This window comes from Streptomyces aurantiaciflavus (genome assembly GCF_049808595.1).
In the GTDB taxonomy this organism is placed as follows: Bacteria; Actinomycetota; Actinomycetes; order Streptomycetales; family Streptomycetaceae; genus Streptomyces.
The window spans coordinates 161832-187629 of sequence record NZ_JBNCAQ010000015.1 but is presented as its reverse complement, the minus strand read 5'-3'; the positions used below and the strand labels follow the sequence as shown (position 1 = coordinate 187629).

The following is a 25798-nucleotide window of genomic DNA, read 5'->3' as shown; positions in this document are numbered from 1 at the left end:
GTGTCAAGTGTTTGGCCGGTACTGGTCCGCTCTTCGCGCATGAGTCATGTCACTGGGATATGACTGCAGAGGTGAGGTGCCGACACGGCGCCGGGCTCTGTGGGAGTTCTGCAAGATCCGGCATGTGACGTTGCACGGATTGGACTCGTCGTCGGTGGTGCCCGTCCGGTAAGAAGGTTCTTTACACCCCTCATCCGGGGCTCAGGGCGCGTGTGCGGCGCGCCCGACGCGCAGGCGCCCGTACGTATCACCGCTGGGGCCTGCGCGGTGCCCGCCCACTTCTCACCAGGAGTGGCCACCCTCAAACCATGAACACCTAAGGGGTAAGACACAGTGGCAGCGGAGATCGTCAATCCTCGCAGCGAGAGCGAAGCGGACCATACGGGCCAGGAGGGCGGTGCGGAGCCCCTCGACTCGTTCGACCCGGCGTTCGCGCTGCACCGGGGCGGAAAGATGGCCGTGCAGGCCACCGTCCCGGTCCGCGACAAGGACGACCTGTCCCTCGCCTACACGCCCGGCGTCGCGCGCGTGTGCACCGCGATCGCGGAACAGCCGGAGCTGGTGAACGACTACACCTGGAAGTCGTCCGTCGTCGCCGTCGTCACCGACGGCACGGCCGTGCTCGGCCTCGGGGACATCGGGCCGGAGGCCTCCCTTCCGGTCATGGAAGGCAAGGCCATCCTCTTCAAGCAGTTCGGCGGTGTGGACGCGGTCCCGATCGCGCTCGCCTGCACGGACGTGGACGAGATCATCGAGACGGTGGTGCGCCTCGCACCCTCGTTCGGCGGAGTGAACCTGGAGGACATCTCGGCGCCGCGGTGCTTCGAGATCGAGCGCCGCCTCCAGGAGCGGCTCGACATCCCGGTCTTCCACGACGACCAGCACGGCACGGCGGTCGTGACGCTGGCGGCGCTGCGGAACGCCGCGCGGCTGAGCGGGCGGGCCGTCGGGGACCTGCGGGCCGTCATCTCGGGCGCCGGCGCGGCCGGTGTCGCCATCGCCAAGATGCTGGTCGAGGCCGGCATCGGGGACGTCGCGGTCGCCGACCGCAAGGGCATCGTCTCGGCGGACCGGGAGGACCTGACCGACGTCAAGCGCGAGCTGGCCGGGTTCACCAACAAGGCCGGCCTCACCGGCTCGCTCGAGGACGCGCTGGCCGGCGCGGACGTCTTCATCGGCGTCTCCGGCGGTACGGTCCCGGAGGCCGCGGTCGCCTCGATGGCCGAGGGCGCGTTCGTCTTCGCCATGGCCAACCCGAACCCCGAGGTGCACCCGGACGTCGCCCACAAGTACGCGGCGGTCGTCGCGACCGGGCGGTCGGACTTCCCGAACCAGATCAACAACGTGCTGGCGTTCCCGGGCATCTTCGCGGGCGCGCTGCAGGTGCGGGCGTCCCGGATCACCGAGGGCATGAAGATCGCGGCGGCGGAGGCGCTGGCCGGGGTCGTCGGCGACGACCTCGCCGCCGACTACGTGATTCCGTCGCCCTTCGACGAGCGGGTCGCTCCCGCGGTGACCGCGGCTGTCGCCGCGGCGGCTCGGGCGGAGGGGGTTGCTCGTCGCTGACGTGCGCCTCGAATGGCCCCGTCCGTTCGGGCGGGGCCATTTCCTTGCCCACCCACCCGCCTGTTCGCTCGATGCCGAGGTCACCGACCTCGGCGGCTTCGCCCCCGGCCCGCCGTATCGGCCCTGAACGGGCCTCGTCCTCAAGCGTCGGACGGGCGGAGAGAGCTTGTGGCAGGCGTCAGCCGGTGTCGGCAGGCGTCGGCCGGTGTCGGCAGGCGTCGGCCGGTGTCGGCAGGCGTCGGCCGGTGTCGGAAGGCGTCGGGCGGTGTTGAACGGCGTCGGCCGGTGTTGAACGGCGTCGACCGGTAGGGAACGGTGTCGGCCGGTAGGGAACGGTGTCGGCCCGCAAGAGGGCATGTCTCACAGTCACCCCCGGTTTCCCCGTCCCCTCCCGGCCCCTATCGTCGGGTGCATGTTCGCCGTCTACGCCGCCCGAATCGACCGCGACCAGCCGCTCTCCGGACTGGAGTTGGGGGAGCGTCCGGCCCCCGAGGTCCGTCCCGGCTGGAGCACCGTCACCGTTCGCGCCGCCTCCCTCAACCACCACGACCTCTGGTCCCTGCGCGGCGTGGGCCTCGCCGAGGACAAGCTGCCGATGATCCTCGGGTGCGACGCCGCCGGTGTCGACGAGGACGGCAACGAGGTCGTCCTGCACTCCGTGATCGGACAGACCGGGCACGGGGTCGGGCCCGACGAACCCCGCTCCATCCTCACCGAGCGCTACCAGGGCACCTTCGCCGAGCAGGTCGCCGTACCGACCTGGAACATCCTGCCGAAGCCCAAGGAGCTCTCCTTCGAGGAGGCCGCCTGTCTGCCCACCGCCTGGCTGACGGCGTACCGCATGCTCTTCACCAACGCCGGCGTCCGCCCCGGCGACTCCGTCCTCGTCCAGGGCGCGGGGGGCGGTGTGGCCACGGCCGCGATCGTGCTCGGCAAGGCCGCCGGGCTGCGGGTCTTCGCGACCAGCCGGGACGAGGCCAAGCGGAAGCGGGCCCTGGAGCTCGGTGCCGTCGAGGCCGTCGAGCCGGGTGCCCGGCTGCCGCAGCGGGTCGACGCCGTCATCGAGACCGTCGGCGCCGCCACCTGGTCCCACTCGGTGAAGTCCCTGCGGCCCGGCGGCACGCTCGTCATCTCCGGTGCGACGAGCGGCGACCGGCCGTCGCACGCCGAGCTCACCCGCATCTTCTTCCTCGAACTCAAGGTCGTCGGCTCCACGATGGGCACCAAGGACGAGCTGGAGGATCTGCTCTCCTTCTGCGCCGCCACCGGCGTCCGCCCCGTCATCGACGAGGTCCTCCCGCTCGACCGCGCCCGCGAGGGCTTCGAACGGCTCGCTTCCGGTGACCAGTTCGGCAAGATCGTCCTCACGCATTCCTGACGCGTCCACTCGGCGGGTCCGGTCCCCGGGCCCGCCTTTCTCACACCCTTCATGTCAACCACGGTTGACACCCTCCCTCCTGTCAACGTAAGTTGACGTCATGACCGAAGCAACGGATCTCGCCGAGCGTGCCGGCGACCGCGATCCACGGGTCGGCCTGCGCGCCGTCGCCGCCCTGCGCCGGCTGCTGGAGCAACTGGAGGCGGTGCAGGTGCGCAGCGCCCGCAACCAGGGCTGGTCGTGGCAGGAGATCGCCGCGGAACTCGGAGTGAGCAGGCAGGCCGTGCACAAGAAGTACGGGAGGCAGTGATGTTCGAGCGGTTCACGAAGGACGCCCGCGCCGTGGTGCGAGGTGCCGTCGAGCAGTGCGAGAGGTCGGGTGCGAGGAGCGTGGGTCCCGAGCACCTGCTGCTCGCTCTGCTGGACCGCGAGGCGAGCCGCGGATCCTTCGCGCTGACCGCCCTCGGACTCGCCGCGGAGCACAGGGAGGCGGTACGGCGGGCGCTGGACGAGGCGCGTCGGCGCGCGGGCCTGTCCCAGGCCGACGCCGACGCCCTCGCGGGCCTTGGCATCGACGTCACGGAGATCGTCTCCCGGGTCGAGGAGGTGCACGGCGTGGGGGCGATGTCCGGCGACCGGCGGGACCGGGGCTCGTGGACGGGGCGTCCCGGCTTCGGGCGGGACGCCAAGGACGTCCTGGAGAAGTCCCTGCGTATCGCCCTGGCCCACCGCGACCGGCACATCGGCGATGAACACCTCCTCCTCGCCCTGACCGCCCGCCCCGGCCCACCCGCCGAAATCCTCGCCGACCACGGCGTCACCCATACCTCCCTGACCCGTGTGCTGTACGGCGGGGGAGAGGCGCAGGCGGGGTGATGGGACGGGCTGAGGGGCTGAGCCGACGGGCTCAACGGGCGGGCTGAGGAGTGTGCTGAGTCGACGTGCTCAACGGGTGGGCTGGGGGGCTACCGAGCCGACGTGCTCAACGGGTGGGCCGAGCGGCCTCGGCCCGGCCCCCCTCAGCCCTTGGGCGCCCGCAATATCGCCCCGATGTGTGCCGCCGCCGTCGACAGATGGCGGCGGGCATCGCGGAGTTGGTCGGGCGTGACGCCGTGGTCGCGAGCCGCGTCGCGGATGTCGTCGCGGAAGCGGTCCAGCATGCGGTCCAGGTCGCGAGCCGGGTCGCCGCTGGGGTCCTCGTGGGCCCAGGCCGGCTCGTAGTCGGCGGGGAAGTCCACCGGGGTCTCGGAGTACACCGGGCCCCTGCCCGCCGGGCTCTCCGCGCCGCTGAAGCCGCCGTTGCCGCGTCCGAAGCCGAAGTCCTTGCCGAACTCCTTCCCGTAGTCCTTGCCGAACTCGCCGAACTCCCTGGCCAGCTCGGTCAGGCCCTCGCGGAGGCCCGTCGGCCAGTCGCCCCGGGCGAAGTGGTCCTGGACCTGCTCCTGCACACGGCGCGCTATGCGCTGGACCTCCTCCTGGGCCTGGGCGCGGGCCTGGTCCTGGGCCTCCTTGGCCTGGCGGCGGGCCCGCTGGGCCTCCTCGCGGGCCCGGCGGCTCTCGTCCTTGGCCCGGCGGGCCTGTTCCTTCCACTCCTGCTTGACGCGGCGCATCTCCTCCTTGGCGGCGCGCCACGCCTCCTTGTCGCCCTGGTCGCCGTGGCCGCCGTACTCGTCGGCGCCCGTCCTGGGGGCACGGCGGGCCTCCGAGGCCGCCGCCCGCATCTCGCGGCGCAGGTCGCCCGCGGCGCCGCGCACATCGGCCCGGATCTCCGCGGCCAGCTCCGCGACCGACTCGCGGATCTCCAGCTCCAGGTCGGCCAGTTCACCGCTGCGGTCGGCCAGCTCGGCCCGGCCGGCGTCGGTGATGGCGTAGACCTTGCGGCCGCCCTCGGTGGTGTGGGTGACCAGGCCCTCGGCCTCCAGCTTGGCCAGACGCGGATACACCGTGCCCGCCGACGGCGCGTACAGCCCCTGGAAGCGTTCCTCCAGGAGGCGGATCACCTCGTAGCCGTGGCGCGGGGCCTCGTCCAGGAGCTTCAGCAGATAGAGGCGGAGGCGGCCGTGGGCGAAGACGGGGGGCATGTCAGAGCACCTTCTTGTCGGTCGTGCTGTCGGCCGGGCCGTCGGAGGAGGTCGCGTCGTCCGGGCCGGGAGAGGAATTGTCCCCCGAGGCGGCGGCGGAGCCGTCGGCCGGAGCCGTCGCTTCCGGCTCCCACGGCTCGTCGTCCTCCTGCGGGCGGCGCAACAGGGCGATCGAGCCGGAGACGGTCGTGGCCTTCAGGCTGCCGTTGCCCGCGCCGAGCCGGCCGGTGATGCGCTTGGCGCCCCACTGGCCGCTGACCCGGAGGTCCTCGAAGGCGTTGGAGACCGAGCCGCTCGCGGTGTTGGCCTCCACCTGCGCGTCCGCAGGGTGGGGCAGCCGGATGGCGATCTCACCGGAGACACTGGTCAGGTTGATGTCGGTGGGGCGGCTCGCCGGGTCGAGGTCGACGATCATCGACCCGCTCACCGAGTCGGCCTTCACGGAGGAGCCCGCCTCGACCACGGTCAGATCCCCGGAGACGGAGTTGAAGCGCAGGTCGCCGGTGAGGGCCTGCGCCTCCACGCTCCCCGAGACGGTGTCGGCGCGCACCGGGCCCGTGAGCCGCACCAGCGTCGTGTCCCCGGAGACGCCCTTCACCTCGGCGCGCCCGTCGATGCCGGAGACGACCGCCCCGGCGCTCACCGCGCCCACCTCGACGCGCGTCCCCGCCGGAACGGTCAGCGAGACCACGGCGCTGCGCCGCCACCCCTTGCGGTCCAGCCACTTGAGGAAGCCCTTCCAGGGCAGATCCTCGTACGCCACCGTCAAGGTCCCGTCGCGATGGGTCACCACCAGGGGCGGCCCCTCGATCCGGGACACCTCCAGGCGGGCGGTGGAACCCTCGTCGGTCCCCACCACGTTCACCGTGCCCGCGACGACACGCACGTGCAGCTCGCTCACCGGCTCGTCGAAAGTGAGCCTCCTCGGCTCGGCGACGGACCACTCGGACATGGTGTGACCTCCTCGACGACGCGACACCCCAACACCGGACGCGCCATATCGCGTCTCTCGCAATTCACGATATATCGCGGCCATCGAAAGTCAAGACACCCGTTGTGGTGATCACTCACGCCCGAGGGTGACCACCCCTTGGACAGCGCATCCGCGGACGGCGAACCGGACCGGCGCCGGGACACTGCCGTACCAACGACGAAGGGCGCCCCCAAGGGGCGCCCTCACACGAAACGACCTGACGACAGACCCGACGACAGGCCTGAGAAATGCCTGAGACAGGCCTCCGGCCGGGGTCTCCTGCCGGCCTACTCCTCGTCCTCGTCGTCCAGCCGGGCCAGCCACGTCGCCAGCCGCTCCACCGGCACCTCGAAGTCCGGGTTCAGGTCGACGAACGTCCGCAGCTGCTCGGCGAGCCACTCGAAGGTGACCTCCTCCTCGCCGCGCCGCTTCTCCAGCTCTTCGATGCCACGGTCGGTGAAGTACATGGGTCAAGGATAAGTGCGCGCAAACGGCCGGGGGGCCCCCCCCCCCGCGGGGGGGGGGCCCCCCCGGGGCGGGGGGGGGGCGCGGGGTACCCCCCCACACCACCGGGCCGCACCCCCGCGAGAGGGGTGCGGCCCGGCCGTGTACGGCTGTCGAGAGCGGTTACGCCTCGAACACCTCACGCACCAGCTGCTCCTGCTCGGCCTGGTGGCGCTTCGCCGAGCCGACCGCCGGGGACGAGCCGTGCGGCCGCGAGATGCGGCGCAGACGCTCGCCGTGGGGGACGTCGGCGCCGACGGCCAGGTCCAGGTGGTCGATCAGGTTCAGGGCGATGAACGGCCAGGCGCCCTGGTTGGCCGGCTCCTCCTGGGCCCACAGGTACTTCTCGGCGTTCGGGTACTTGGCGATCTCCGCCTGGAGCTCGGCACCCGGCAGCGGGTACAGGCGCTCGATGCGGATGATCGCGACGTCCGTCGCGCCGCGCTTCTGACGCTCGGCCTCAAGGTCGTAGTAGACCTTGCCGGCGCAGAAGACGACCTTGCGGACCGCGGCCGGATCCGCCGACGCGTCGCCGATGACCGGGCGGAACTGGCCGGTGGTGAACTCCTCCGCCTTCGACGCGGCGGCCTTCAGGCGCAGCATCGACTTCGGGGTGAAGACGACCAGCGGCTTGTGGTGCGGGTTGTGCACCTGCCACCGCAGGAGGTGGAAGTAGTTCGACGGCAGGGTCGGCATGGCGACCGTCATGTTGTTCTGGGCGCAGAGCTGCAGGAACCGCTCCGGGCGGGCCGAGGAGTGGTCCGGGCCCTGGCCCTCGTAGCCGTGCGGGAGGAGCAGGGTGACGCCGGACGTCTGGCCCCACTTCTGCTCCGCCGACGAGATGAACTCGTCCACGACCGTCTGCGCGCCGTTGACGAAGTCGCCGAACTGCGCCTCCCACATCACCAGCGCGTCCGGGCGGGCCAGCGAGTAGCCGTACTCGAAGCCCATCGCCGCGTACTCGGAGAGCAGGGAGTTGTAGACGTTCAGGCGGGCCTGGTCCTCGGAGAGGTACAGCAGCGGGGTGAAGTCCTCGCCCGTCTCACGGTCGATGATCACCGCGTGCCGCTGGCCGAACGTGCCGCGCTGGGAGTCCTGGCCCGCCAGGCGGACCGGGACGCCCTCGAGCAGCAGCGAGCCGATCGCGAGGGTCTCGCCCATGCCCCAGTCGATGGTGCCGTCCTCGACCATGGCCGCCCGGCGCTGCAGCTGCGGCAGCAGACGCGGGTGGACGGTGATGTGGTCGGGGATGTTGACCTGGGACTCGGCGATGCGCTTGACGACCTCCGTGGAGACCGCGGTCGGGACCGCGACCGGGAAGCCGTCCTGCGGGTCCTGGGAGCTGCCCGGAGCCGGCTGCGCGGTGGCCTCGCGGACCTCCGTGAAGACCTTCTCCAGCTGGCCCTGGTAGTCCTGCAGCGCCTGCTCGGCCTCTTCCAGGGTGATGTCGCCGCGACCGATCAGGGACTCGGTGTACAGCTTGCGCACCGAGCGCTTCTTGTCGATCAGGTCGTACATCAGCGGCTGGGTGAAGGCCGGGTTGTCGGACTCGTTGTGACCGCGGCGGCGGTAGCAGATGAGGTCGATCACCACGTCCTTGTTGAACGCCTGGCGGAACTCGAAGGCCAGCCGCGCGACCCGGACCACGGCCTCGGGGTCGTCGCCGTTCACGTGGAAGATCGGGGCCTCGATCATGCGGGCCACGTCCGTCGCGTACATGGAGGAACGCGAGGACTCGGGGGCCGCGGTGAAGCCGACCTGGTTGTTGATGACGATGTGGACCGTGCCGCCGGTGCGGTAGCCGCGCAGCTGCGACATGTTCAGGGTCTCGGCCACCACGCCCTGGCCCGCGAAGGCCGCGTCGCCGTGGATCGCCACCGGCAGGACCGTGAAGTCCGTACCGCCCTTGTTGATGATGTCCTGCTTGGCGCGGGAGACACCCTCCAGGACCGGGTCCACCGCCTCCAGGTGCGACGGGTTCGCGACCAGGCTGACCTTGATCTGCTCGCCGTCCAGGCCGGTGAAGGTGCCCTCGGCGCCCAGGTGGTACTTCACGTCACCGGAGCCGTGCATCGACTTCGGGTCGAGGTTGCCCTCGAACTCGCGGAAGATCTGGGCGTACGACTTGCCGACGATGTTCGCCAGGACGTTCAGCCGGCCGCGGTGGGCCATGCCGATGACGACCTCGTCGAGACGCGACTCCGCGGCGCTGTCCAGGACCGCGTCCAGCAGCGGGATGACGGACTCGCCGCCCTCCAGGGAGAAGCGCTTCTGGCCGACGTACTTGGTCTGCAGGAAGGTCTCGAAGGCCTCCGCCGCGTTCAGGCGGCGCAGGATGCGCAGCTGCTCCTCGCGCTCCGGCTTGGAGTGCGCCCGCTCGACCCGGTCCTGGATCCACTTGCGCTGCTTGGGGTCCTGGATGTGCATGAACTCGATGCCGGTGGTGCGGCAGTACGAGTCGCGCAGCACGCCGAGGATGTCGCGCAGCTTCATCATCGACTTGCCGGCGAAGCCGCCGACGGCGAACTCGCGCTCCAGGTCCCACAGGGTGAGGCCGTGCTCGACGATGTCGAGGTCGGGGTGCTTGCGCTGGCGGTACTCCAGCGGGTCGGTGTCGGCCATGACGTGGCCGCGGACCCGGTAGGAGTGGATCAGCTCGAAGACACGGGCGGCCTTGGTGACGTCGTCGTCGTGGCTGGCGTCGATGTCCTTGAGCCAGCGGACCGGCTCGTAGGGGATGCGCAGGGCCTCGAAGATGTCGTCGTAGAAGCCGTTCTCGCCGAGGAGCAGGTTGGCGACGGCGCGCAGGAACTCGCCGGAGGCGGCGCCCTGGATGACCCGGTGGTCGTAGGTCGACGTGAGCGTCATGACCTTCGAGATGCCGAGCTTGTTGAGGGTGTCCTGGCTGGTGCCCTGGAACTCCGCCGGGTAGTCCATCGAGCCGACGCCCATGATGACCGACTGGCCGGGCATCAGACGCGGCACGGAGTGGACGGTGCCGAGGCCACCGGGGTTGGTCAGGGAGACCGTGACGCCGGTGAAGTCGTCCATCGTCAGCTTGTTGTCGCGGGCGCGACGGACGATGTCCTCGTAGGCCTGCCAGAACTCGAAGAAGTTCAGCGTCTCGGCCTTCTTGATGGCGGCCACGACCAGCTGGCGGTCGCCGTTGGGCTTCACCAGGTCGATGGCGAGGCCCAGGTTGACGTGCGGCGGCTTGACGAGGGTCGGCTTGCCGTCCTTCTCGCCGAACGACCAGTTCATCGACGGCATGGCCTTGATGGCCTGCACCATCGCGAAGCCGATCAGGTGCGTGAAGGAGATCTTCCCGCCCCGGGCGCGCTTCAGGTGGTTGTTGATGACGATGCGGTTGTCGAACAGCAGCTTCACCGGGACCGCGCGCACGGACGTGGCCGTGGGCAGTTCCAGGGAGGCGTTCATGTTCTTGGCGACCGCGGCGGACGGGCCGCGCAGCGTCACGTACTCCGGGCCGTCGGGGGCCGCGGTGGCGGGCTCCGCCTTCGCGGGCGCGGCGGCCGGCTTGGCGGCCGCCGGGGCGGGCTTCGCGGGAGCCGGGGCGGCGTTCGCGGGCTTCGGGGCGGCCGGGGCCGGCACGGTGGCCGGAGCAGCGGGCGCGGCCTGGGCCGGAGCGGCCGGGGCGGCGGGCGCCGCCGGGGGCGTGGTGGTGGTCCCTGCGGCCCCCGCGGCCGCAGTACCCGCCGGAGCCGGAGTGCTGGCTGCCCCCGGCTTGTAGTCGGCGAAGAAGTCCCACCAGGCACGGTCTACCGAATTCGGGTCCTGGAGGTACTGCTGATAGATCTCGTCGACGAGCCACTCGTTCGGACCGAACGCGGCAGCGGGATTCTTCCCCGCTTGGTCGTCGGTCGAGATGCTCGATGCGTTACTGGGGGACTGTGGCGACACGGCGGCAACCGCCCTCTTCCGCTTCACAAGGTGATGGACAGCGGGAATAAAGGCTACGCCTCCCAGAGGGTGAAGGTCAGGTCAGGCCGCTGCTTCGTCGTGTAAGTCACATCAAAGAGCGTGTTTCGGGGGTGGAAATGGCGGGAAACAAGCGCGGTTGCCCTGCACAAAGGATGGGTTGAGCCAGGGCGCGCACCTGAGCGTGCGGACCCCCTCCGGCCTGCGCCGGTGCTCTGCCTGATCACACGTGTCCGGCTGCGCGGACACCCGGTGGATCTTGTGGCTCCGCTGCGCACTTTACGTCAACTTGGCGCGGATGACTCTCCCGGAAGGGTGATAAGAATCCGGCAACCCCGCGCGGATTCGGCCACCCCGATCCGGCCGCCGTGGAGATCCACCGCCCAGCGGGCGATCGCGAGCCCCAGTCCCGTGCCGCCGTCGCTGCCCGGACCGTGCGGCCGGCGGACGGCTCCGCGGTTGAACCGCTCGAAGACCCGGTGCCACTCGGAGCGCGGAATGCCGGGGCCCTCGTCCAGGACCTCCAGCTCCAGCGACTCCGGCAGCGACCCGCGCCGCGCCTTCACCGTCACCCGTCCGTGCGGCGGGCTGTGCTTGACCGCGTTGTCGATGAGGTTGGCGACGACCTGGTGGATGCGCTCCGGGTCCGCGTGCGCGGTCAGCTCCGGCGGCGAGACGTCCAGGTGCAGATGGACGTCCGTCCGGGTGTGGCTGCCGCCCGAGCCCATGGTCGCGCGCGCCGAGGCCACCATGTTGGCCTCCTTCAGCACCCCGGACAGATACGGCCACACCTCGAACCGCCGCTTGCGCAGCGGTACGACGCCGTTGTCCAGCCGGGACAGGTCGAGGAGCGTCTCCACGAGACGCCCCAGTCGCTCCGTCTGCTTCAGCGCCGTCCGCATGGTCTCGGGGTCGGCCTCCGCGATGCCGTCGACCACGTTCTCCAGGACCGCGCGCAGGCCCGCGATGGGCGTGCGCAGCTCGTGCGAGACGTTGGCCACCAGCTCCTTGCGCTGACGGTCCTGGGCCTCCAGCTCGTCGGCCATGACGTTGATCGTCTGGGCGAGGTCGCCCAGCTCGTCACGGCGGTTCTCGCTGACCCGGCGGGTGTAGTCGCCGTGCGAGATGGACCGGGCCACCGTGTTCATCTCGTCCAGCGGAGCGGTGAGCGAATGCGCCACGAACTGCGTAATCAGCAGTGTGGCGATCATTGAGAAGACCGTGATGAAGCGCAGCTCGGTCTCGGTGCGCATGGCGATCATCATCAACCCGGTGGTGATCAGCACCGCGATGACGACCAGCGCCCCCAGCTTGGTCTTGATCGAGAACGGGCGTACGCCGCCCCAGGGCTCCCCGGGGCTTCTCGGTGCGTCCGGCCCGGCGCTCATGGCGTCGGGGTCTCCAGCGCGTATCCCACACCGTGCACCGTGCGGATCCGCTCGGCCCCGATCTTCCGGCGCAGCGCCTTGATGTGGCTGTCGACCGTGCGGGTGCCGGAGGCGTCCGCCCAGTCCCACACCTCCGCGAGGAGCTGCTCACGGGAGAGCACCGCGCGCGGGGTGTTCGCCAGGCACACCAGGAGGTCGAACTCGGTGGGCGTGAGATGAACATCCTCACTCCGCACCCGTACGCGCCGCTGCGCGTGGTCGATCTCCAGCTCGCCGAGCCGCAGGATGCCGGAGCGCGGCGTCGCCGCGGCCAGCGCGGCCCGCTCGACGCGGCGCAGCAGCACGTGCACGCGTGCGGCGAGCTCGCGCATCGAGAACGGCTTGGTCATGTAGTCGTCGGCGCCCACGCCGAGCCCGACCAGCATGTCGGTCTCGTCGTCGCGCGCGGTGAGCATCAGCACCGGCACCGGGCGGGCGGCCTGCACACGACGGCAGACCTCCAGACCGTCGAAGCCGGGCAGCATGATGTCGAGGATCAGCAGATCGGGCTGCCAGGCCTCCGCGGTGTCGACGGCCGCCGGTCCGTCGCCCGCCGTTTGCACGAGGAATCCCTCGGCGCGCAGGCGGGCCGCGATGGCGTCGACGATCGTCGGGTCGTCCTCCACGACCAGAACGCGGCGCTGAGCGCCCGGGGTCGCCGTCGTCGTGCCGTTGTGCGAGGTTTGTGTCTGCTCCATCGCCCGCCCCTGAGGTGCTTTCCGGAATCAGTGGGGTGATCCCTTGTTTGCGCATGACTGCGGTTGACGCGTAAATGATCGGCGTCAGGGCAGCAACGTACCCGGAGTCACCGCGGGTTTGCTATCCAGGTCGAACAACGGGTCGAACGGCGAGGTGTACGACGTCCGGCACGCCTCGGGCAACAGGGATCTCTTCGGTACGCACCTGTTGGAACCCGGCATTCCCCAAGGTTCCCTCGAATTCCGGAGAAGGCTGCGCGGACCATACGGCCAGCACCCCGCCGGGTCTCAACACCCTTGCGCAGCCTGCGAGTCCGGCCGGAGAGTAGAGGCCGCCGTTGCCTTCCGTGACGGTCCAGTCGGGCCCGTTGTCGATGTCGAGGCACAGCGCGTCGAACGTGGCGGATGTCTCATTGACGTAGTCGAGCAGATCCGCTTCTTCGATCTTTGTGCGCGGATCGGCGAGAGCCGGGCCGGAGAGGGCGGCGAGGGGACCGTCGAGATGCCAGTCGATCACGGCGGGTTCGCGTTCGACGACCGTGATGCGGCCCCAGCGGGGGTCGGCGGCGGCGTGCGCGAGCGAGAAGCCGACGCCCAGGCCGCCGATCAGCACCTCCGGCGCCGGGCGGTCGTCCAGCGCGGCCAGAGCGGCGTCGACCAGCAGTCGCTCCGAGCGGCCGTCGGAGGTGTCCATCAGGAAGCAGCCGTTGGCGATGATCTGGAGCAACTCGCCGTGCCGGCGCAGCACGACCTCGCCGTAAGGGCCCTCACGACGGTCCAGGACTTCGGGGATGTCGTAGGAGAGGGGCATCCGTCCATCCTTCCACCGGGGCTGACGGATCGTTGAGCGATTTTCGGGAGGGTCGCTCGTACGGGGGTGAACGGATGCGTGTGCTTGACGCGCGCCGGGGCGGAGGGGAGCGGGAAGCGCGTCCGGGACGAGGCGGGGAACCTTCGGGGTTGCTGTGAATGTGCTGTCGCGTGGCGTGGATCACAGACAGAGGCGCGTGGGGCACGAAGGGTGGAGGGAAACGGAAGGAGCGCCTCGGTGGAACGTACGGCACCCCCCGCCACGGCTGACTCGAGCGCTCCGTCGGCGCCCCTGCCCGATGTCTCCGGGCTGCTGGACGGCGTGCCGCGGCAGCGGACGCCCGGAGCTCCGGCCCCGCGGACGCAGACACAGACGCAGACAGAGGCACAGACGCGGACGAAGGCACTTCCGCGTCCCTGGCTGCTGCTGCCCACCCCGACCGGCACGCCGTTCACCTTCGGGTACGCGGCCGTTCTCGCCGTCACCTCCTACATCGCCGCCCACGCCGACTCCGCACTCGTACGGACCCTGCTCCAGGCGTCCAGCACCGACGTCGCCCATCTGCTGCGGGAGCCGGTGCCGGTGCTGATGGCCAGCGCGATGTGGGTCGCGGGCGGGATCACCTCGCCGTTCGTCCTCGGCTTCCTCCTCGTCCTCACCGCGCTGGAGCGGCGCGTCGGGGGCGCCCGCACGGCCGGTGTCTTCCTGCTCGGACACGTCCTGGCCACCCTGGCGACCGAGGTGCCGGTCGGCCTGGCCGTGTGGGTGGGCCACCTCCCCGACAGCTCGCTGCACCGGCTGGACTACGGCATCAGCTTCGGCGTCGCCGCGAGTGTGGGGGCGCTGGCGGGGTTGTTGACGCCGTGGCTGCGGTGGCCGTTGCTCGCGTTGTTCGGGGGGATGCTGGTGCAGGACCTGATCGCCCTCACGGATCCGGTGACGAACTGGGGGCACCTGATCGCGCTGGGGGTGGGGATGGGGGCTTGGCCTTGGGTACGGCGGGCGGCGGCGGCTGCGGCCGCGTAGCCTTCCGCCTCGGCTTCGCCATCGGCGGATGTGTTTCCCAGCCGCACCGCCCGTGCGGGTTTCGTTGTCGGGTGCGGGTGGCCCTCGTGGGGTGTGTTCGTCGTCGGCGGCTGCCGGTGCGGGGCGGCGGCGAGTGGGTGAGTGGGTTTCTCCTAGGGGCAGCGGGTGTCAATCGTCGTGCAGCACCGTGCCGTCCTCCAGCAACGTCGGGTGGAGTTTCATCGGGCCGTAGTCGTCGAGGTCGGACGGGCGGGGTGGTTCGGGGCCGTCCGGGCCCAGGCGGACCAGGCGTTCCACGCGGCAGACGCGGAAGAGGCGGTCCTCCACTCTGGCCTCGTCGGCGCGGCCGGCGGCTCGGTACTCCTCCGCTGCCCGGGCGTAGACCGCCTTCTTGCGCTCGTCGAACCGGAACACCAGGGCCCAGAAGCGCGCCAGCCCCTCGTACAGCAGGCGGCGGGCCGCGTGCGGGGTCGGCATGAGGGCACCGCGCGGTGTCCAGCCCGTCTCGTCGCGCTCGGCCACCGAGAAACCGACGGGAAGGCAGACGACCTCCGGATGCGTCACCACCGCCCGCGCGGAGTCCTCGCGGACGTCGGCGGGAAAGTGGGCTTCCGTGTAGGCGAAGTCCCGCAGGCCGAGCCGTAGGGCGCCGGCCATCGGACCCTCGTCGCGGTCGGGGTCGAGGACGAAGCCCACGTCGGGGGAGGGGGCGTCGTCGCGGCCGTCCCAGGAGCGGTCCGCCGGTTCCGGGTCGGTGGGGCGGGGCGGCTCGGGTTCGTCGTCGCCGACGCGGGCGAACTCGTCACCGCGGACGACCCGGTAGCGCACGCCCAGCGCTTCGACCTCGTCGGCCGGTTCACGCTCCAGGACGGCCACGGCCGCGAGCAGCGCGCGGCGGACGGCCGGGTCGTCGGTGCCGTCCTTCGCCGTGAACCACAGGTGCGAGTTCAGGCCGTCCCGGGCCTGCTGGGGCATGCCGTTCACCACCGGCTTCAGCAGCCGCCAGCGGGACTCGCCCGCGGACGCGTCCAGCGCGGCGACACCGAAGACCGGCCCGCGCGGTGCGATGTACGGGTAGCGCCTTGACGCCTCGACGGCGTCCGCCTCGGTCACCCAGGCGACGGGATCGTCGCGGCGGACCAACTCCACGTGGAGGGCGTCGAGATGTTGCTTCCAGTCATCGGTCATGTGCGCATTGTGGTGGGGGTGGGCGGTCGATTCGGCGTGAATGCCGGAAGTGGGAGGAGTGGTGGAGGGGTGGGAGGGGCCGTTCGGCGCGTGGAGCGACGTACCGGCGGGAGCGACGTACCGGCGGGGGCGGGGTGCGGCGCGCCCGGGGCGCTGTGACGCGCGCCGCGCCGCGGGCCCGCCACCTCCCGCCGTCCCGTGCGCCCAGCCACCGGCCCGCCGCTCCTCGCCGCCCCGCCCTATCCGTCCACCCCCACGAACCTCGCGCTCGTCAGCGCCGCCGTCACGCTCCACCCCAGCGACTCGTACAGCGCTCGCCCCGCGGGTGTCCCCGCCAGGACTCCCGTCTCCGCGCCCTCGGCCGCCGCCGCGGCCTGCAGGGTCCGCATGACGATGCTGCCCAGGCCCCGGCGCCGGTGCTCGGGGGCGGTCTCCATCTGGTCGATGACGGCGGTGGCGCCGGTGGGGGCGACCTGGCCCCGGGCGGCGAAGGAGCCGTCGGGGGCGGCGAGCAGTACGCGGGTGACGCCGCCGCGCGTCCAGGTGCGCAGCCGGTAGCCCTCGGGGGCTCGGGCGGGTCCCGCGTCCGGCCGCAGCGGCACCGTCATCAGCCACCCCGGCTCCGGGTCCACCCACCAGCGCTCACCCAGCCACGCCCCGACCACCGCCGGGTCCTGGAACACCTTGAGCCACACCCCGGCCCCGGTCACCCCGTCCGCCACCTTGCGCACCACCGTCTCCTCGACACCCTCGCCGACCTGCGCGAAGACGTGCCGTGACACGTGCGTCGCCTGGCCCACGTCGATGGTGAACCCCCACGGCTCGCGCACGGGCGGAGCCGCCCCGCGGGACACGACCCACCCGTCCACCCATGCCCGTACGGTTCCGTTCACAACACTCTCCTGTAATGGGTGCAAGTCGATAGCATCTATTACTGTCACGACGATATGCCGTCCTGTGTCCCGTGTGGCAGACGTGATCGCTCACAGCGAACTGCGGCCCGGGAACAATCCGGAGCCGCCATGCATTGAGTCGGCATAACTCAACTTGACTGCCTAAGGGGAGATCATGGCTGCTGAGTCCGCAGCGTTCACACCGCTCACCCTGCCCGTGCTGCCGCTCGACGACGAGGTCGTGCTGCCCGGGATGGTGGTTCCGCTGGACCTCAACGACGCCGATGTGCGTGCCGCGGTGGAGGCCGCCCAGGCCGCCGCCCGCTCGGAGCCCGGGAAGCCGAGGGTGCTCCTCGTGCCGCGCATCGACGGGACGTACGCGAGCACCGGCGTGCTCGGCACGGTCGAGCAGGTCGGCCGGCTGGCCGACGGTGACCCGGGTGCCCTGATCCGCGGTCGTGGCCGCGTGCGCATCGGCGCGGGCACCACCGGCCCCGGGGCGGCGCTGTGGGTCGAGGGCACACGGCTCGACGAGAAGGTGCCCGAGCCCGTGCCCGGCCACGTCACCGAACTGGTCAAGGAGTACAAGGCGCTCGCCACCGCCTGGCTGCGCAAGCGCGGCGCCTGGCAGGTCGTCGACCGGGTCCAGGCCATCGACGACGTCTCCGCCCTCGCCGACAACTCCGGCTACTCGCCCTTCCTGACCACCGAGCAGAAGGTGGAACTCCTGGAGACGGCCGACCCGGTCGCCCGCCTGAAGCTCGCCACGCAGCAGCTGCGTGACCACCTCGCCGAGCAGGACGTCGCCGAGACCATCGCCAAGGACGTCCAGGAGGGCGTCGACAAGCAGCAGCGCGAGTTCCTGCTGCGCCGTCAGCTGGAGGCCGTCCGCAAGGAACTGCGCGAGCTCAACGGCGAGAAGGAGGGCGAGGAGTCCGACGACTACCGCGCCCGCGTCGAGGCCGCCGACCTGCCCGAGAAGGTCCGCGAGGCCGCCCTCAAGGAGGTCGACAAGCTGGAGCGGTCGAGCGACCAGTCACCCGAGGGCTCCTGGATCCGCACCTGGCTGGACACCGTCCTCGAACTGCCGTGGAACGAGCGGACCGAGGACGCCTACGACATCCAGGGCGCCAAGGCGATCCTCGACGCCGAGCACGCGGGTCTGGAGGACGTGAAGGAACGGATCACCGAGTACCTCGCGGTGCGCAAGCGCCGTGGCGAGCGCGGGCTGGGCGTCGTCGGCGGGCGGCGCGGTGGTGCCGTACTGGCCCTCGTGGGACCGCCCGGTGTCGGCAAGACCTCGCTCGGCGAGTCCGTCGCCCACGCCATGGGCCGCAAGTTCGTCCGCGTCGCCCTCGGCGGTGTCCGCGACGAGGCGGAGATCCGCGGCCACCGGCGTACGTACGTCGGCGCGCTGCCCGGCCGGATCGTGCGGGCCATCAAGGAGGCCGGGTCGATGAACCCGGTCGTGCTCCTCGACGAGATCGACAAGGTGGGGTCGGACTTCCGGGGCGACCCGGCGGCCGCCCTGCTGGAGGTGCTGGACCCGGCGCAGAACCACACCTTCCGGGACCACTACCTGGAGGTCGAACTCGACCTGTCGGACGTGGTCTTCCTCGCCACCGCCAACGTGCTCGAAGCCATCCCCGAGGCCCTGCTCGACCGTATGGAGCTGGTCCGGCTCGACGGCTACACCGAGGACGAGAAGATCGTCATCGCCCGTGACCACCTGCTCCCGCGCCAGCTGGAGCGGGCGGGGCTCGACAAGGACGAGGTCTCGATCGACGAGGGCGCGCTGCGCAAGCTGGCCGGCGAGTACACGCGCGAGGCCGGGGTCCGCAACCTGGAGCGGTCCATCGCCCGGCTGCTGCGCAAGGTCGCGGCCCAGCACGAACTGGGTGAGCGCGAGCTGCCGTTCACCGTCACCGACGATGACCTGCGCGGCCTGATCGGCCGGCCGCACCACGTGCCCGAGTCCGCCCAGGACCCGGCCGAGCGGCGGACGGCGGTGCCGGGTGTCGCGACGGGGCTCGCGGTCACCGGTGCCGGTGGTGACGTCCTCTACGTCGAGGCGTCCCTCGCCGACCCGGAGACCGGCGCGGCGGGGCTGACCCTGACCGGTCAGCTCGGCGACGTGATGAAGGAGTCGGCGCAGATCGCGCTGAGCTTCCTGCGCAGCCACGGAGCCGAGCTCGAACTGCCGGTCGGCGACCTGAAGGACCGGGGCGTGCACATCCACTTCCCGGCGGGCGCGGTGCCGAAGGACGGCCCGAGCGCGGGCATCACGATGACGACGGCGCTCGCGTCCCTGCTGTCCGGGCGGCTGGTCCGTACGGACGTGGCCATGACGGGTGAGGTGTCCCTGACCGGCCGGGTCCTCCCGATCGGCGGTGTGAAGCAGAAGCTGCTCGCCGCCCACCGGGCCGGCGTCACCACCGTGATCATCCCCAAGCGCAACGAACCCGACCTGGACGACGTCCCGGCGGAGGTGCTGGACAAGCTCGACGTCCACGCCGTCACCGACGTCCGCCAGGTTCTGGAACTGGCGCTGTCCCCGGCGACGAACGGGGCGGCGCCCGAGGTTCCGGTCGCGGCGTGACGGACGCGATCGGACAGGCGAAGGCCCGGGCTCTCGTGAGGGAGGCCCGGGCCTTCCCCGCACGGACAGGCGTAAGTATGGCGTGAGCATGACAATGCCGCACGCCTGGTGAAGGGCTACGCACGTAGAATCGGGGTCGGAACCGGATCAGGAGCGCTGACGTGCACGAGGACGGAAACGGCGACGGACGCGGAGGTGTGTCCGAGGCGTCGCCGAGAGGTGTGGACCAGGAGTTCCTGTCCCTGGAGCGGGAGCTGACGGTGCTGCTGCGCCGCGCCCGGGCCAACCAGGGGGAGATGGCCCGCGAGGTCCATCCGGACCTGGAGTCCGCCGCGTACGGCCTCCTCGTCCGGCTGGAGGAGTGCGGCCGTCAGCGCGCCACCGAGCTCGCCGCCTACATCGGCGTCGGCAAGGCCACCATGTCCCGTCAGCTGCGCGCCCTGGAGCACCTCGGCCTGATCGCCCGCGAGCCGGACCCCGCGGACGGGCGCGCCTGGCTGGTCGACCTGACGGAGGAGGGCCGCACCCGCGTGAGCCGGGTCCGCGAGGCCCGCCGCGCGCGGTACGTCAGCCAGCTCGCGCACTGGGACCGCGGCGAGGTGGCCGAACTGGCCCGGCTGCTCCACCAGTTGAACCGAGGCATGGCCAAGTAGGCCGGGCGGCGGGCGGCGGGGGCCTCACAGCTCCGCATACACCGCCGTGGCGTCGTCGTGCCTCTTGCTGCGGCCCAGGAACGCCCGCTCGGTGTCCGCCGTCTCCAACTCCCGTACCCGCCGCACCAGTGCCCTCGGGCCCTCCTTGCGGACGTAGGTGAACAGGTCCGTCCAGTCGCCCTCCCGGAACTTCTCCACCCAGCGGGTCGCCCCGTCCGTGAGGGCGGCGAGGGCGCTGACGTCGGCGCGCGGGAGGGCGCCCGTGACCGCGCGGCCGGCCACCGCCGGGTCCGCGGCGGCGGTGAAGAAGCCGCCCTCCTTGTTGCGGGCCCGCGCGTCGCAGATCTCCTCGCTCGCCAGCAGGGCGCGCGGGAGGCGGTCGAGGCGGTCGTCGAGAACGGGGGTGACCGCGCCGTCGGGGGAGGCCAGCAGGAGAGCCGAGTCGGACAGGACCAGGTACTCGACGGTCTCCGGGGACCAGCGCGCGCAGACCACGGTGGCCTGTGGGGTGCGTGGGTGAGAAAGGTCACAGGTTTCGGCATGGGCGCCGGAGGTACGCGCGATGGCGGCGGCGAGTGCCTCGGCCAGGGGAACATCCGGGAGCGAAACGGTCAGTTCGGTCAGAGCGCCGCCCAGACGCGCGGTATACCAGGGGACCGAATGCAGACATCCCGTGCCGCCCCGCGGCGGCGTCACTCCGTCCAGCAGGACGAGCGAACCGCCCTGCCCGGAGGCGGGAAGTCCGACGCTCGCGAAGTCCTCGTTGGGGTGGGCCCGGTCACCGGGTTCCGACACAAGTTCCGTGCGCATTCAGCCAGTCTGCACGACCCCTTCACACCCTTCGCGAAAGGCTGGCAATACTCCCCGCGCGGGGACACCCTCGCAGGTCAGACGCCTGTTTTGGGAGGGAATGAAGCACTCCGGGAAGGTGTGGCGGCGAATACTGCCAAAGCCCGCCGCCCACGTCCAACCGGCCCTCCGCGCAAGGCCGTCGCACACGCCAGAGGAACTTGCCCGCCCACTCTCCTTGGATGTTCACTCCTTCGGGTGGCGGGGCAGGCGATGCGCGATCCCTGCCCACCGGCACTGGGAGGGTCGGGAACCGTACCGGACGTACGCACCAGTTGACGGAGCGTCACGTCCGGCCCATGGCACACGAGTCAGGAATGCGAGCACCGGTGCAGAAGACGCGGCCTCGGCGCACAGGCAGCAAGACGGCCTCCGAAGGGGGCGCGGAGCGCACCCCTGTTGGCAAGGGCCGCCCGACCCACGTACGCAATCGGCTGATCGTCGCGGCGGCCGTCGTGGCCGCCGCCATCGCCGGCGCCGGCGCCCCCTCGATCCTCACCGCCTCGGGGCAGTTGAAGGACTCCCAGGACCTGGTGACCCTGGCCGAGGAGACCCAGGACGCGCTCGCGCTCGCCCAGGCGATCGCCGACGAGCGGGACGAGGTCACCACCTACATCGCGGCCGGCCGCACCAAGGCCAAGGCGCCCTCCGGACAGAGCAGCGCCCGGGTGGACCGGCAGGTGCGGGAGCTGACCGCCGACACCGACCTGCCCGCCGCACTGCGCAGGGACCTGGGCGGCGTCGCGTCCGTGCGCCAGGCCGCCCTCACCGGCAGGAGCACGGCCGTCCAGGCGCACGAGGCGTACTCGCAGGCCATCGCCGCGCTGCACGGGCTCGCCGAGCGACTCGCGGAGCAGATGCCGCCCCGCGCGGGCTCCGGCGCCCACGCCCTCGCCGAGCTCGACACCGCCGTCCAGCAGGCCGCCGCGGCCCGCGGGCTGCTGCTCGCGGCGCTGAACGTGCCGACGTCCACCGAGAGCGTCTACGACCCCAACACCGGCCAGACCTCCACCGAGACCGTCTCCTCCGAGGCCGACACCAAGCAGCGCGACGCCCTCACCGCCGCCGCCCAGCAGGCCCGCCTGCGCTCCGACGCCGCCCTGACCGCCTTCCGCGAGAGCGCCCCGGAGTCGGCCGTCGAGTCCTACGACTCCACGGTCACCGGCGGCGAGGTCGAGACCGCCGAGAAATACCTGACGACCCTCACCGACCAGCCGAAGCTGAGCGACAAGGAGCTCGACACCAGCGCCAAGAAGCTGGACGCCGCGCTCTCCGCCCGCGTCGACCTGATGCGCGGCGTCGAGTCCTCCTTCTACGACCGCCGCACCAAGGACCTCGCCCAGCTGCGCGACGACGACGTCACCGCGCTGGAGATCCGCATCGCCCTCCTCGGCGCGCTGACGCTGATCGCCGTCGGCATCGCCACCGCGATGGCCCGCAGCCTCACCCGCCCGCTCGCCGTCCTGCGCCTGGGCTCCGCCCGGCTGGCCGGCGCCGAGAACCCGGCCGCCGAGGAACCGGTGAGGTTCACCGGCCGCAACGACGAGTTCGCCCAGGTCGTCCGCTCCGTCAACGCTCTGCACGAGCACGCCGTCGCCCTCCACGAGCGCGTCACCACCCTCGAGTCCGACCGCAAGCACCTCGTCGGGCAGCGCCAGAAGATGGCCGACGCCCGCGAGGAACTGCGCGCCGAACTCGCCGAGGCCGCCGACCGGCTGGAGCGGCTGCGCACCAGCATCAGCGGCACCTTCGTCAACCTCTCCCTGCGCACCCTCGGCCTCGTCGAGCGCCAACTCACCGTCATCGAGGGCCTGGAGGAGCGCGAGCAGGACCCCGACCGCCTCGCCACCCTCTTCAAGCTCGACCACTTCGCCACGGTCATGCGCCGGCACAGCGAGAACCTCCTGGTGCTGGCGGGCACGGAGCACGTCCAGCAGCACGCGGGCCCGATCCCACTGGTGGACGTGGTCCGGGCGGCGGTCAGCGAGATCGAACGCTACGAACGCGTCCGCATCTCCGCGCTCCCTCCGCACGCGCACGTGGCCGGCTTCGCCGCCGACGACCTGAGCCACCTCCTCGCCGAACTCATGGAGAACGCCACCTCGTTCTCCCCGCCGGACCTGCCCGTCGAGGTCTCCGGCTGGCTCCTGGAGAACGGCGAGGTCATGCTCTCCGTCCAGGACGAGGGCATAGGCATGACCGGGGAGCGCCTGACCCGCCTCAACGCCCGCCTCACCGAGTTCGACCCGGACACCCCCTACGACCAGGAGGGCGAGGACGGCCTCGGACTCGGCCTGTACGTCGTCGCCCGCCTCGCCCACCGGCACGGGGTGCGTGTGCAACTGCGCGAGCAGAAGCAGGGCGGTGTGGCGGCGGTGGTCGTGCTCCCGACGCCCCTGCTCGCCCCGGCCCCGGTCACCGCCGCGATCCCGGCGACCGCCCCGACCTCCCCCTCCACCGGCGCCTTCTCTCTCCCGGGCGCCGACGCCGAGGCCAACTCCAACGTCCTCCCGGCCCGCCCCAAGCCCAACCCCGACCCCCTGGTCACCCTGGCCGAGAAGGCCGTACGCAAGGCCGCGTCGGAAACCCCGGCCGAGACGACGATGGAACTCCTGCTCCCCAGCCCGCAAGGGGAGACGGAGACGCCTGGGGAGACGGACCGGACGGGGCAGCCCGGAACCGACGCCGACCCGTCGGCCACGGCCCACACGGCCGATGCCCCGAGGGCCGCCGACCGGCCGGCCAGGGGCCCCGTGGACAACGGTCTGCCGAACGGGGACGGCAGGGCTGCCGACCAGGCGGCCGGCGACCGGGCGTCCGAGGACCTGGCGGCCACGGGTGCTGTGGGCGGTGGTCGGTCGGCGGCGGAGGACGATGCCGCCGACCGGACAATCGAGAGCCGGGCAGCCGACGGCCTGCCGTCCGACGACGGCCGGGCAGCCGACGGCCTGCCGTCCGACGACGGCCGGGCTGCCGACGGCCTGCCGGCCGGTGACGGCTGGGCTGCCGACCGGGTGGCTGCGGACCGTACGACAGACGACCCGGCAGCCACGGACCGCACGGTCCCGGGCCCGTCAGGCGAGGATCACGCGGTCCCCGGCCCGTCGGCCACGGACCACGCGATCCCCGGCCCGTCACCCGCGGATCGCCCGATCCCGGGCCCGGCGACCGCGCCCCGCACCGCATCCGTGGCCGGTACCGCGCCCCGCACCACCCCCGGACCCGCGGCCGCCGACGGCGTGGTCGCCCCGCAGGGGCCACTCGCACCCGGCGACGAAAGCGGCACGGGTGGGGCGGGTGGACGCGCGCCCGCCGGAGGTGAGGCCGAGGCGGAGCACACCCGCACCCCCGACGCTCCGGACGAGCTCCTCACCGACAAGGGCCTCCCCAAGCGCACACCCAAACTCACCGCACCCACCCCGGCCCCGCGCCAGCGGTCCGGTTCCGTGGACGCGGAAGCCCTCCGCCGCCGCCTGGGCGGCTTCCGCCGGGGGGCGGAGGCCGGCTACCGCGACGTAGAAGCGGAAATCGCCGAACAGACGGCCCAGAACAAGGCACCTCAAGCACCTCACGCACCTGAAGCACCTCAAGCAGCACACGCACACGCACACGCCGAAGAAGACACGGGGGGCACAGTCGAGGAGGCAAGCAGTTGACCGCGCCCAGTACCTTCGGACTGAGCAGTGAGGCCCGCAACCTGCACTGGCTGTTGACGAACCTCGTGGAGGAAGTACCAGGCATCCAGTCCGTCGCGGTCGTCTCCTCCGACGGCCTGCTCCTGCTCTCCTCGGACCCGGGCCGCATCCACGCGGCCCGCCGGGCCGGCGGAGTGAAACCCACCGGCCCGCGCGGCTCCTCCGCCGACCTCGCCACCATCGTCTCCGGCATCGGCAGCCTCACCATCGGCGCCGCCAAGCTCATGGAGTTCGGCGGCGTGAAGCACACGATGGTCGCCATGGACGAGGGCAGCCTCTTCGTCATGTCGATCAGCGACGGCTCACTCCTCGGCGTCCACGGCTCCGCCGACTGCGACATGAGCGTGGTGGCGTACCACATGGCCCTCTTCGTCGGCCGCGCCGGCCACGTCCTGACCCCCGAGCTCCGCAGCGAACTCAGGCAGTCCCTGGAGTCCGCGACGACGGGGAGCAGCTGATGAGCACCTCACCGAGGAACCGCAAGCAGCTCCCGGTCCGCGGCGGCGACCGCAAGCCCGCCCGCGTCCGTCCCTACTCGCTGACCGGCGGCCGTACCCGCTTCGGTCACGTCCTCCTCGTCGAGACCTTCGTCGCCACCACCGCCGAACTCGAAGCCCCCGAGGAACGCAAGGAACTGACGGCCGGTTCGCTCAGCACCCGGGTCATGCCGGAGCTGCGGGCCATCGTCGAACTGTGCCGCCGCATGCGTACGGTGGCCGAGATCGCCGCGCTGCTGAAGATGCCGCTCGGCGTGGTCCGCGTGCTCCTCAGCGACCTCGCGGACCAGGGAAAGATCCGTGTGTACGGCACCGGGACCGGTCACGGTACGGGCCGTCCCGACCGCGCTCTGCTGGAAAGGGTGCTGAGTGGACTCCGTCGTCTCTGACGCCGACACCTCCTTCGGCGTATCCCCCCTCGTCGACGAGCCCGACGAGAACCTGAAGGCCTGGCAGACGGACCGCACCCGGGCGCCCATCGCCACCAAGATCGTGGTGGCGGGCGGCTTCGGCGTCGGCAAGACCACCCTGGTCGGCACCGTCTCGGAGATCACGCCCCTCCAGACGGAGGCGCTGATGACCGAGGCCAGCGAGGAGACCGACGACCTCACCGGCACCCCGGACAAGCTCACCACCACCGTGGCCATGGACTACGGCCGCATCACGCTCGACGACGACCTGGTGCTCTACCTGTTCGGCACGCCGGGCCAGCAGCGGTTCTGGTTCATGTGGGACGACCTGGTGCGCGGCGCGATCGGTGCCGTCGTCATGGCCGACACCCGCCGCCTGAAGGACTGCTTCCCCGCGCTGGACTACTTCGAGAGCTGCGGACTGCCGTACGTCGTCGCCGTCAACCACTTCGACGGCAGCGAGCTCTTCGAACCGGAGGATGTCCGCGAGGCCCTCACGATTCCTCCGCACATACCTGTCATGATCATGGACGCGCGTCGCCGGATCTCCGTGATCGAGACCCTCCTGGCCCTGGTGGGCCACGCGCTCGACGAAACCCCCGAGTAGGCCT

At 71.5% G+C, this 25798-nt stretch carries 21 protein-coding genes; 11 read left to right on the top strand and 10 right to left on the bottom strand.

All coding sequences use genetic code 11. The annotated features are described in order from the left end of the window. Window positions 1–333 precede the first annotated feature (333 nt). From ACPT94_RS20275 to ACPT94_RS20260, 4 genes are all read left to right on the top strand, one after another. Entirely contained in the window at window positions 334–1566 is a 1233-nt protein-coding gene (locus tag ACPT94_RS20275) for an NAD(P)-dependent malic enzyme (protein WP_360335944.1), read from the top strand. Between the two features lie 412 nt (window positions 1567–1978). After that, window positions 1979–2944 carry a zinc-binding dehydrogenase gene (locus ACPT94_RS20270; RefSeq protein WP_360335942.1) on the top strand — a complete coding sequence of 322 codons (966 nt, stop codon included), beginning with the start codon at window positions 1979–1981 and terminating at the stop codon, window positions 2942–2944. 100 nt (window positions 2945–3044) lie between these two features. After that, window positions 3045–3254 carry a helix-turn-helix domain-containing protein gene (locus ACPT94_RS20265; protein WP_018571396.1) on the top strand — a complete coding sequence of 70 codons (210 nt, stop codon included), beginning with the start codon at window positions 3045–3047 and terminating at the stop codon, window positions 3252–3254. Continuing rightward, window positions 3254–3820, top strand: a complete 567-nt coding sequence (locus ACPT94_RS20260) for a Clp protease N-terminal domain-containing protein (protein WP_360335940.1) — start codon at window positions 3254–3256, stop codon at window positions 3818–3820. Before ACPT94_RS20265 ends, ACPT94_RS20260 begins: the two co-directional genes overlap by 1 nt. A 143-nt stretch (window positions 3821–3963) precedes the next feature. Here the strand turns inward: ACPT94_RS20260 and ACPT94_RS20255 are convergent, their stop codons facing one another. The 7 genes from ACPT94_RS20255 to ACPT94_RS20225 form a co-directional block, all read right to left on the bottom strand. Then, window positions 3964–5025, bottom strand: a complete 1062-nt coding sequence (locus ACPT94_RS20255) for a PadR family transcriptional regulator (RefSeq protein WP_425246463.1) — start codon at window positions 5023–5025, stop codon at window positions 3964–3966. Window position 5026: 1 nt separating this feature from the next. Beyond that, on the bottom strand, window positions 5027–5977 hold the full coding sequence (locus tag ACPT94_RS20250; protein WP_360335936.1) for a DUF4097 family beta strand repeat-containing protein: 951 nt from the start codon (window positions 5975–5977) through the stop codon (window positions 5027–5029). A 308-nt stretch (window positions 5978–6285) separates the two neighbouring features. Then, a complete protein-coding gene (locus ACPT94_RS20245; RefSeq protein ID WP_023586593.1) occupies window positions 6286–6465 on the bottom strand; it encodes a DUF6104 family protein in 180 nt (59 codons plus the stop codon). A 160-nt stretch (window positions 6466–6625) separates the two neighbouring features. Beyond that, window positions 6626–10423 (bottom strand): multifunctional oxoglutarate decarboxylase/oxoglutarate dehydrogenase thiamine pyrophosphate-binding subunit/dihydrolipoyllysine-residue succinyltransferase subunit, encoded by a 3798-nt coding sequence (locus ACPT94_RS20240; RefSeq protein WP_360337341.1) that lies wholly within the window; start codon window positions 10421–10423, stop codon window positions 6626–6628. Window positions 10424–10725: 302 nt separating this feature from the next. Next, window positions 10726–11829 carry a sensor histidine kinase gene (locus ACPT94_RS20235; RefSeq protein WP_360337343.1) on the bottom strand — a complete coding sequence of 368 codons (1104 nt, stop codon included), beginning with the start codon at window positions 11827–11829 and terminating at the stop codon, window positions 10726–10728. Then, entirely contained in the window at window positions 11826–12566 is a 741-nt protein-coding gene (locus ACPT94_RS20230) for a response regulator transcription factor (protein ID WP_360337345.1), read from the bottom strand. Before ACPT94_RS20230 ends, ACPT94_RS20235 begins: the two co-directional genes overlap by 4 nt. A 121-nt stretch (window positions 12567–12687) precedes the next feature. Further along, window positions 12688–13377, bottom strand: a complete 690-nt coding sequence (locus ACPT94_RS20225) for a spermidine synthase family protein (RefSeq protein ID WP_360337347.1) — start codon at window positions 13375–13377, stop codon at window positions 12688–12690. A 237-nt stretch (window positions 13378–13614) separates the two neighbouring features. On the opposite strand from ACPT94_RS20225, the gene ACPT94_RS20220 reads away from it, so the two are divergent. Further along, window positions 13615–14403: a rhomboid-like protein gene (locus ACPT94_RS20220; RefSeq protein WP_360337348.1), complete on the top strand. Its 789-nt coding sequence runs from the start codon at window positions 13615–13617 to the stop codon at window positions 14401–14403. A 168-nt stretch (window positions 14404–14571) separates the two neighbouring features. Here the strand turns inward: ACPT94_RS20220 and ACPT94_RS20215 are convergent, their stop codons facing one another. After that, the gene (locus tag ACPT94_RS20215) at window positions 14572–15591 is read right to left on the bottom strand and encodes a DUF5954 family protein (RefSeq protein ID WP_360337350.1); all 1020 of its coding nucleotides are present in this window, start codon (window positions 15589–15591) and stop codon (window positions 14572–14574) included. A gap of 239 nt (window positions 15592–15830) precedes the next feature. Then, the gene (locus ACPT94_RS20210; protein WP_360337352.1) at window positions 15831–16484 is read right to left on the bottom strand and encodes a GNAT family N-acetyltransferase; all 654 of its coding nucleotides are present in this window, start codon (window positions 16482–16484) and stop codon (window positions 15831–15833) included. A gap of 175 nt (window positions 16485–16659) precedes the next feature. Here ACPT94_RS20210 and lon point away from each other — a divergent pair, with 175 nt between their 5' ends. Together lon and ACPT94_RS20200 are read left to right on the top strand one after the other, a co-directional pair. Beyond that, the gene (gene lon / locus ACPT94_RS20205) at window positions 16660–19083 is read left to right on the top strand and encodes an endopeptidase La (RefSeq protein ID WP_425246462.1); all 2424 of its coding nucleotides are present in this window, start codon (window positions 16660–16662) and stop codon (window positions 19081–19083) included. A 161-nt stretch (window positions 19084–19244) separates the two neighbouring features. Then, window positions 19245–19736 carry a MarR family winged helix-turn-helix transcriptional regulator gene (locus ACPT94_RS20200; protein ID WP_360337356.1) on the top strand — a complete coding sequence of 164 codons (492 nt, stop codon included), beginning with the start codon at window positions 19245–19247 and terminating at the stop codon, window positions 19734–19736. 24 nt (window positions 19737–19760) lie between these two features. Here ACPT94_RS20200 and ACPT94_RS20195 read toward each other — a convergent pair whose 3' ends face one another. Next, window positions 19761–20546 carry a protein phosphatase 2C domain-containing protein gene (locus ACPT94_RS20195; protein ID WP_360337358.1) on the bottom strand — a complete coding sequence of 262 codons (786 nt, stop codon included), beginning with the start codon at window positions 20544–20546 and terminating at the stop codon, window positions 19761–19763. 356 nt (window positions 20547–20902) lie between these two features. Here ACPT94_RS20195 and ACPT94_RS20190 point away from each other — a divergent pair, with 356 nt between their 5' ends. Genes ACPT94_RS20190 through ACPT94_RS20175 form a run of 4 tightly spaced genes read left to right on the top strand, consistent with a single transcriptional unit; the run spans window position 20903 to window position 25794 of the window. Next, entirely contained in the window at window positions 20903–24241 is a 3339-nt protein-coding gene (locus ACPT94_RS20190) for a sensor histidine kinase (RefSeq protein ID WP_425246468.1), read from the top strand. Further along, entirely contained in the window at window positions 24238–24738 is a 501-nt protein-coding gene (locus ACPT94_RS20185; RefSeq protein ID WP_360337360.1) for a roadblock/LC7 domain-containing protein, read from the top strand. Before ACPT94_RS20190 ends, ACPT94_RS20185 begins: the two co-directional genes overlap by 4 nt. Continuing rightward, window positions 24738–25166, top strand: coding sequence for a DUF742 domain-containing protein (locus tag ACPT94_RS20180; protein ID WP_360337361.1), 429 nt, complete (start codon window positions 24738–24740; stop codon window positions 25164–25166). The genes ACPT94_RS20185 and ACPT94_RS20180 overlap by 1 nt, the downstream gene beginning before the upstream one ends. Then, window positions 25147–25794, top strand: coding sequence for a GTP-binding protein (locus tag ACPT94_RS20175; protein WP_360337363.1), 648 nt, complete (start codon window positions 25147–25149; stop codon window positions 25792–25794). The genes ACPT94_RS20180 and ACPT94_RS20175 overlap by 20 nt, the downstream gene beginning before the upstream one ends. Window positions 25795–25798 lie beyond the last annotated feature (4 nt).

Excerpts from the sequence above, each read along its gene's own strand:
- lon (WP_425246462.1), top strand. The coding sequence starts at position 16,660 with ATGGCTGCTGAGTCCGCAGCGTTCACACCGCTCACCCTGCCCGTGCTG.
- ACPT94_RS20230 (WP_360337345.1), bottom strand. The coding sequence starts at position 12,566 with ATGGAGCAGACACAAACCTCGCACAACGGCACGACGACGGCGACCCCG.
- ACPT94_RS20225 (WP_360337347.1), bottom strand. The coding sequence starts at position 13,377 with ATGCCCCTCTCCTACGACATCCCCGAAGTCCTGGACCGTCGTGAGGGC.
- ACPT94_RS20235 (WP_360337343.1), bottom strand. The coding sequence starts at position 11,829 with ATGAGCGCCGGGCCGGACGCACCGAGAAGCCCCGGGGAGCCCTGGGGC.
- ACPT94_RS20270 (WP_360335942.1), top strand. The coding sequence starts at position 1,979 with ATGTTCGCCGTCTACGCCGCCCGAATCGACCGCGACCAGCCGCTCTCC.
- ACPT94_RS20255 (WP_425246463.1), bottom strand. The coding sequence starts at position 5,025 with ATGCCCCCCGTCTTCGCCCACGGCCGCCTCCGCCTCTATCTGCTGAAG.
- ACPT94_RS20195 (WP_360337358.1), bottom strand. The coding sequence starts at position 20,546 with ATGCGCACGGAACTTGTGTCGGAACCCGGTGACCGGGCCCACCCCAAC.
- ACPT94_RS20250 (WP_360335936.1), bottom strand. The coding sequence starts at position 5,977 with ATGTCCGAGTGGTCCGTCGCCGAGCCGAGGAGGCTCACTTTCGACGAG.
- ACPT94_RS20260 (WP_360335940.1), top strand. The coding sequence starts at position 3,254 with ATGTTCGAGCGGTTCACGAAGGACGCCCGCGCCGTGGTGCGAGGTGCC.
- ACPT94_RS20215 (WP_360337350.1), bottom strand. The coding sequence starts at position 15,591 with ATGACCGATGACTGGAAGCAACATCTCGACGCCCTCCACGTGGAGTTG.
- ACPT94_RS20190 (WP_425246468.1), top strand. The coding sequence starts at position 20,903 with ATGCGAGCACCGGTGCAGAAGACGCGGCCTCGGCGCACAGGCAGCAAG.
- ACPT94_RS20265 (WP_018571396.1), top strand. The coding sequence starts at position 3,045 with ATGACCGAAGCAACGGATCTCGCCGAGCGTGCCGGCGACCGCGATCCA.
- ACPT94_RS20180 (WP_360337361.1), top strand. The coding sequence starts at position 24,738 with ATGAGCACCTCACCGAGGAACCGCAAGCAGCTCCCGGTCCGCGGCGGC.
- ACPT94_RS20245 (WP_023586593.1), bottom strand. The coding sequence starts at position 6,465 with ATGTACTTCACCGACCGTGGCATCGAAGAGCTGGAGAAGCGGCGCGGC.